Here is a 6,779-nt window from a genome sequence, read left to right as displayed (position 1 = left end):
GCATACGACGACTTGGAGCAGATGGTAAATCTGGTTACCATCGACAGTAAGTTTGATTTCGGAAAGGAAAACGAGGATGTTTCTGCAGCTTCTTACCTGACCAAAATTATCATAGATGAACCGAATAATCTTTTTAATTATTGTAATATTGGTTTTCAAACCTACTATAATTCGCAAGAAGAGATTGATTTAGTTGAAAAATTGTTTTTTGATGCCTATAGATTGGGAGAGATTTCCAATAATATAGCCTTAGCTGAGCCAGTATTTAGGGATGCAGATATCGTTAGCCTTGATTTGAATTCCATAAAGTCTTCAGATTCAGGCAATTTCGTTACATTTGCTCCTAATGGTTTTAATGGAAAGGAAATTTGTTCATTGGCAAGATATGCTGGAATTAGTGATAAAGTTTCCGTTTTTGGAATATTTAATCATAATGATTCAGTTCAGGAATCCGTTTTGGTGGCTCAAATCATATGGTATTTCATAGAAGGGTTTCATTATCGTTCTAACGAATATCCTTTTGGTAGCAGGGAAAATTATATAAAATATATTGTGCCTTTAGAAGATGAGGTTTTGGTTTTTTATAAAAGTGACAAGACTGATCGCTGGTGGATTGAAATACCATTTATTTCAAATGGTAGTAATAAATTAAAAAGAAATACGTTATTACCATGTTCCTACGATGAATATTTAGGGGCTTGTAATCAGGAATTGCCTGAAAGATGGTGGAAGGCACAAAGGAAAAATAGTATTTAGTAGTGGATTTACTGCAACTAAATTTTTGTTTCAAAAGGAATCTTTAGTGTAAAATAATTGTTTTATTAAAAAATAATAAATAGGTTTACACACTTAAAAAATAATGAAAATATAACCCGAATTTATATGAAGAAGTTCATTGCATTTATGGCGATTTTGGCGCTATTAACCAGTTGCGGTAAATCTGGAGACAAAGGCGAATTGGTCGGCGTTAAGGGCAGGAATTGGCATCCTGAAAAACCTTATGGGATGACTTTAGTTCCTGGTGGTGCTTTTATTATGGGTAAATCTGACGATGATGTTGCCAATATTCAAGATGCTCCTACTAAAACAGTGACCGTTCGTTCATTTTACATGGATGAAACTGAAATAACCAATAGCGAGTACCGTCAATTTGTTGAATGGGTTAAGGACTCCACCATGAGAGTGAGATTAGCTATCCTAGCTGATGAAACGGGTGTAAAAGCGGGCGATGGAGGCGGAAAAGGTAAAAATGCCGGCAGTATCGGGGATTTTGCTTTTAATGATTCAGATCCTGAAAAGATGACCGCCTATGATAAGTATATGTATGACAACTATTATAGTATAGGTACAGATGATGATCCTTATGCGGGTAGAAGATTAAATAGAAAGGTTAAACTGATCAAAGACCCAAAATTGTATCCGGACGAATATTACGTTGAGGTTATGGATTCCATGTATTTGCCATTGGAAGCGTCCTATAACGGACTGCGCACAATCGACGTGGATAAGCTTAAATTTCGTTATTCTTGGATGGATATACAAGCTGCGGCTAAAGCTAAAGTCGGGAAAAGAAAAGATTTTATAAAAACTGAAGAAGTGAAGGTGTATCCAGATACAACAGTTTGGATTAAAGATTTTGCTTATTCTTACAATGAACCTATGCATAATGATTATTTCTGGCATAAGGCATATGGGGATTACCCTGTCGTTGGCGTGAAATGGACTCAAGCAAAAGCTTTTTGTGCATGGAGAACTTTGAATAAAAACACCTACATAAAATCAAAAAAGAAGGGACAAGATCTGATCAACTCCTTTAGACTGCCTACTGAAGCTGAATGGGAATATTCTGCAAGGGGTGGTTTACAGTCAGGAACATATCCATGGGGAGGGCCTTATACCAAAAATGACAGAGGATGTTTTCTTGCGAATTTCAAACCAAATAGGGGGGATTACGCGGCTGACGAAGCCTTGTACACTGTGGAAGCTAAATCTTATGAGCCTAACGGATACAATCTTTATAATATGGCCGGGAATGTTTCTGAATGGACCGATTCGTCGTATGACCCAAATGCATATGAATATGTTTCATCTATGAATCCAAATGTATTGGATGCTTCCAATAAACGTAAGGTAGTACGCGGTGGATCTTGGAAAGACGTTGCTTATTTCTTACAAGTAAGTACTAGAGATTTCGAATATGCAGATTCAGCAAGAAGTTTTATCGGATTCAGAACAGTTCAAGATTACATGGGATTGCAAACCACCGGAAACGGAAAGAAAATTAAAACCAGATAAAAAAACAAAACCTACAAAAACTAAAATCTAAAAATTATGGCATTATTAAGTAAAAAAGCAATGAATTTCGCTTATGGTATGGGAGCTGCAGTTGTAATTATCGGCGCCTTGTTTAAATTAATGCATTGGCCATTTGCAAGCCCTATGCTAATTATCGGTTTAGGTACTGAAGCCTTTATTTTTGGTTTGTCAGCGTTTGATACCCCAGATAAGGATTTAGATTGGTCCCTAGTTTATCCTGAATTGGATAATAGCAAGCCTTCTGATGGTCCAAGAAAGGCAAAAGCTGAAAACATTGGAGAGGCACAGGGACTGTTGTCTCAAAAATTAGATGCCATGTTGAAAGACGCTAAAATTGACGGGGAATTAATGTCAAGCTTAGGAAATAGCATTAAAAATTTCGAATCGGCTGCCAAAAGTATTGCTCCAACTGCAGAATCAATGGCTTCCACTAAAAAATACAGTGAAGAATTAACAATGGCTGCGGCACAAATGGAGTCTTTAAACAGCTTATATAAAATACAATTACAAAGTGCTTCCAGAAATGCCCAAATAAACGAGGAAGTACTTGAGAATAATATGAAGTTAAAAGAACAAATGCATTCATTGACTTCGAATCTATCATCATTAAATAATGTGTACGGTGGAATGCTTTCTGCTATGAGTAATAAAGGCAATTAGTTTCGAACTATTATATTAAAATAACAAACTAATTATTAGAAAATATGGCAGGAGGAAAATTAAGCCCTAGACAGAAGATGGTAAACCTTATGTATTTGGTTTTCATCGCAATGTTAGCAATGAATATGTCAAAAGAAGTATTATCTGCTTTTGGAATTTTAAATGTAAAAATTGTTGAATCAAATGCAATCACAGACCAAAGAAATGAAAGTTCATTTGCCCAATTGGCACAAAAAGCAGTCGACCAACCGGGACAATTTGGAGATAAAAAGATTAAGGTTGAAAAAATAAGAGTGCTATCTAAAGAATTCAATGATTATTTAGAAAACATTAAAACATCGGTCACTAAAGATTTCGAAAGGGATGCCAAAGGTAATTTGCCTTATGAAGACATGGATAAAGGGGATGTAATTGATGAAATGTTTTTTTCTGGTGATAAAGTTTCAAAAGTTGGTCAAAAATTTTTAGATAGAATTAACAATTACTCCGCTCAAATTAAGCAAATTGGAGGCAGTTCAATTGCGGAAGCCGAAATGAAGAAAATTGAAGCTAGGTTTGCCACAAAACCAGTTTATTCTGAAAAAGCAGGTGCTAATTTAGATTGGATAGACTATAACTATAAGGGCTTTCCTTTGATAGCTACCATTACAAAATTATCTCAATTGCAAGCAGATATTAAAGCAACCGAAAGTGATATTATGAGCGGTATGTTTCAAAGCGATTTAGTTGCAGCTGCATCTCTAACCGCTTATCAACCTATAGTAGTTCTTGATAAGTCAGTTTTCTTTCAAGGGGAAGCGGTGTCAGGTAAAATAATATTGGGAAAATTTGATCCATCTTTAAAAGCAAAATCTGTAATTATCAATGGTTCAAATATCCAAGCTATGGCGGGTCAAGCGAAGTTTTCTTTTGGCGCGGGTAACATTGGTGACCATCCTATTACCGGTTCCTTTAATTTTGATGAAGGTGGTAAAGTGGTTAGTTTGCCCATAAGCGATAAATACGTGGTTGTTGCAAGACCAAAGTCTGCAACGATATCAGCAGATAAAATGAATGTAGTTTACAGAGGGGTTGTTAACCCTATGACAATTTCATTTGCGGGTATTACCGCAGATAAAATATCTGCCTCAGCTCCTGGTTTGAGTTCTTCTGGTGGAGGTAAATTTACTATGCGTCCAACATCTGGGAATGAAGTGGTGATTAATGTAACAGGTACTTTGCCTGATGGTTCTAAAGTTTCCGATAAAAAAACGTTTAGAATAAAGGGTATACCAAGTCCGACGGGAACAATAAGAGGAGAAACGGGTGTTGTGAAAGGACCTAAATCGAATCTGGAAATAGCTACCATTGGTGCTAAGCTTGAAGACTTTGATTTCGAAGTAGGTTTGAATGTTGTCGGTTTTAATTTAAAAGTCTCAGGACAGCCTACTGTGGTCGTTCAAGGGGACAGATTAAATGCGCAATGCAAATCTGTGCTTTCTAAAGCGGGAAGAGGGGATCAAGTTACCATTTCTGAAATTAAAACGAAACTCGTTGGTGCGGGTAGTTATTTATTGCCAAGGACCGCCGCGGTTATTTTTGAAATACAATAATATGCAAGTTACCTATAAAGGTAATTCATTATCTTATAATCAATCTACCATGATGAAAGTTAAAAATTTTTTAATAGTTATTATTTCCATTACTTGGAGCGTGACGTCTTTTGCGCAATCTAATTTGCTCAATGCAAAATCGCCTGAGGAAATAGGACTTAAAACTGCTGCGCAACTCATTTCAGATAATGATAAGCCATTAGCTTATGGTTATGTTCATGACCGAGATATTTTGATGGGCAAAACGGTTTGGGAGATTATAGATTTAAGTGAAAGAATCAACTTTGCGTTGTATTTTCCTATAGATACTGCAAATATCGGTTCTGACAGACGTTCATTGTATGACGTTTTAACCAAAGCAATTCGAAGTGGTGAAATCAGCGAAGTATATTCAGACAGTTATTTCAACACTAAGAAATCATTTAAAGATGTTCAGGCCTCGTTGAGTAGAATTGATACAACTGATGTAGGAAGAGAGCAAGTAAATGCGGGTATGCAAATCTCGCCTGAATATATATTGAGGTCTGATTTGACAGCTCAAGATGTTACACAATATAAGATTAAAGGGTATTGGTATTTTGACAAGCGTCAAAGTGAATTGAAATATCGTTTGCTTGGTATCTGTCCAGTTACTCCAGATGTTTATACGATGAATAGCGAAGAAAAGGATTATATAGATTTGTTTTGGGTGTTTTTCCCGTCTGCTAGAGAGGTTTTACATGAGGCAAAAGCATTCAATAATTCAAACTCTGCAATGCCCATTTCTTTTGACCAAATATTGAATTCAAGGCATTTCAATAGTGTCATTTATAAGGAAGAAAATGTTTATGGAGATAGGGAAATTAAAGATTACATGAAAGATAATGCTCAAAATCAATTACTGGAATCTGAAAGGGTGAAAGAAAAAATTCGTGATTTTGAATCAGATATGTGGAACTATTAAATTTAAAGGTACCAAATAATAAAAAAGAACTCTTGTCGTCATGACAGGAGTTTTTTTTTTGATGATTTATCATTTCATAAAAATTCATTTAAATATTTTTACTTTGAATTTATAGTTATTTTTGCAGTATGATTGATTACTTAATAATAGGTTCGGGTTTGGCTGGGATAGCATTTTCTGAAATGGCCTTACAAAATGGGAAAACTATTTTTGTAATGGACAATAATTCGCAAAATTCTTCAAAGATTGCAGGTGGCTTGTACAATCCGGTTATACTTAAGCGCTTTAGCGAAGTTTGGAAAGCTCAGGAACAACTGCTTTTGATGGATACTTTCTATGCTGCCTTGGAAGATAGGCTTAAAGCCAAGGTTGATTTTAAAAAACCGATTTTGAGAAAATTTTTCTCTGCGGAAGAGCAAAACAACTGGTTTGCCGCTTCCGATAAAATATCTTTGGCACCCTTTTTATCAACGGCAATAATCACAAAAAAATATCCTGGAATTGAATCTCCCTATAATTATGGGGAAGTATTGCAAACGGGTTATGTCGATACCGCAATCTTGTTAAAAGCGTATAGAGAGTACCTGATTCAGAACGGTCTTTTTTTGGAGTCCTCTTTTGAATATGAAAGTTTAGAAATTTTACCTGAAGGTATCAGATATAAAAACATTGAAGCGAAACACGTCATTTTTGCGGAGGGTTTCGGAATGCATGCCAATCCCTACTTTAGCGAATTGCCATTAGACGGGACAAAGGGGGAGCTGTTTATAATAAAAGCGCCAGAATTGGTTCTGGATGTTATCGTGAACACCAGCGTTTTCATTCTGCCATTGGTAGGCGATTTGTATAAAGTTGGCGCAACCTACAATTGGAAAGACAAAACGAATCGGCCTACCGAAGAAGGCAAATTGGAACTGATAGATAGAATCAAAGAAATTATCACTTGTGATTTTGAAATAGTGGAACATTTTGCAGGCGTGCGTCCTACCGTAAAAGACAGAAGACCGTTGGTTGGGACTCATGCCGTCTATCGCTCGCTTCACATTCTGAACGGATTGGGAACTCGTGGCGTGATGCTTGCTCCTGCGATGGCAAAAGCGCTGTTTAATTATATAGAGAGCGAAATCCCTTTGGATAGGGAAATTGACATCGATCGGTTTTTGCCCAAAGACAAAAAGTGAAATTCCTATTGCTTGAAAGTCGGATCGTAAGAAACGAACATGTTTATGTATATATTTCTTGACCAACGCAAGATGAATGGAAATAAA

General features: G+C 36.1%; 6 protein-coding genes. All 6 read left to right on the top strand.

Annotation, left to right across the window (positions count from 1 at the left end; genetic code table 11):
- On the top strand, positions 1-756 hold a 756-nt coding region (locus tag VIH09_RS05260), incomplete at its 5' end, for a formimidoylglutamase (RefSeq protein ID WP_331578607.1).
- 126 nt (positions 757-882) lie between these two features.
- A complete protein-coding gene (gene gldK, locus VIH09_RS05255) occupies positions 883-2,295 on the top strand; it encodes a gliding motility lipoprotein GldK (protein ID WP_331578605.1) in 1,413 nt (470 codons plus the stop codon).
- A gap of 36 nt (positions 2,296-2,331) precedes the next feature.
- The gene (gene gldL / locus VIH09_RS05250; RefSeq protein WP_331578603.1) at positions 2,332-2,976 is read left to right on the top strand and encodes a gliding motility protein GldL; all 645 of its coding nucleotides are present in this window, start codon (positions 2,332-2,334) and stop codon (positions 2,974-2,976) included.
- A 44-nt stretch (positions 2,977-3,020) separates the two neighbouring features.
- Positions 3,021-4,568, top strand: coding sequence for a gliding motility protein GldM (gene gldM, locus VIH09_RS05245; RefSeq protein ID WP_331578601.1), 1,548 nt, complete (start codon positions 3,021-3,023; stop codon positions 4,566-4,568).
- 52 nt (positions 4,569-4,620) lie between these two features.
- Entirely contained in the window at positions 4,621-5,511 is an 891-nt protein-coding gene (gene gldN, locus VIH09_RS05240) for a gliding motility protein GldN (RefSeq protein ID WP_331578609.1), read from the top strand.
- 128 nt (positions 5,512-5,639) lie between these two features.
- A complete protein-coding gene (locus tag VIH09_RS05235) occupies positions 5,640-6,692 on the top strand; it encodes an FAD-binding oxidoreductase (protein ID WP_331578599.1) in 1,053 nt (350 codons plus the stop codon).
- Positions 6,693-6,779: the final 87 nt, after the last annotated feature.

The organism is Flavobacterium sp. (genome assembly GCF_036515215.1).
GTDB lineage: Bacteria > Bacteroidota > Bacteroidia > Flavobacteriales > Flavobacteriaceae > Flavobacterium.
Note: the sequence above shows the minus strand (reverse complement) of the source record. Positions and strands in the feature narration are given on the sequence as shown.

What these genes read in the sequence shown, in the direction of transcription:
- gldK (WP_331578605.1), top strand. Translation starts at nt 883, where the DNA reads ATGAAGAAGTTCATTGCATTTATGGCGATTTTGGCGCTATTAACCAGT.
- gldL (WP_331578603.1), top strand. Translation starts at nt 2,332, where the DNA reads ATGGCATTATTAAGTAAAAAAGCAATGAATTTCGCTTATGGTATGGGA.
- gldM (WP_331578601.1), top strand. Translation starts at nt 3,021, where the DNA reads ATGGCAGGAGGAAAATTAAGCCCTAGACAGAAGATGGTAAACCTTATG.
- gldN (WP_331578609.1), top strand. Translation starts at nt 4,621, where the DNA reads ATGAAAGTTAAAAATTTTTTAATAGTTATTATTTCCATTACTTGGAGC.
- VIH09_RS05235 (WP_331578599.1), top strand. Translation starts at nt 5,640, where the DNA reads ATGATTGATTACTTAATAATAGGTTCGGGTTTGGCTGGGATAGCATTT.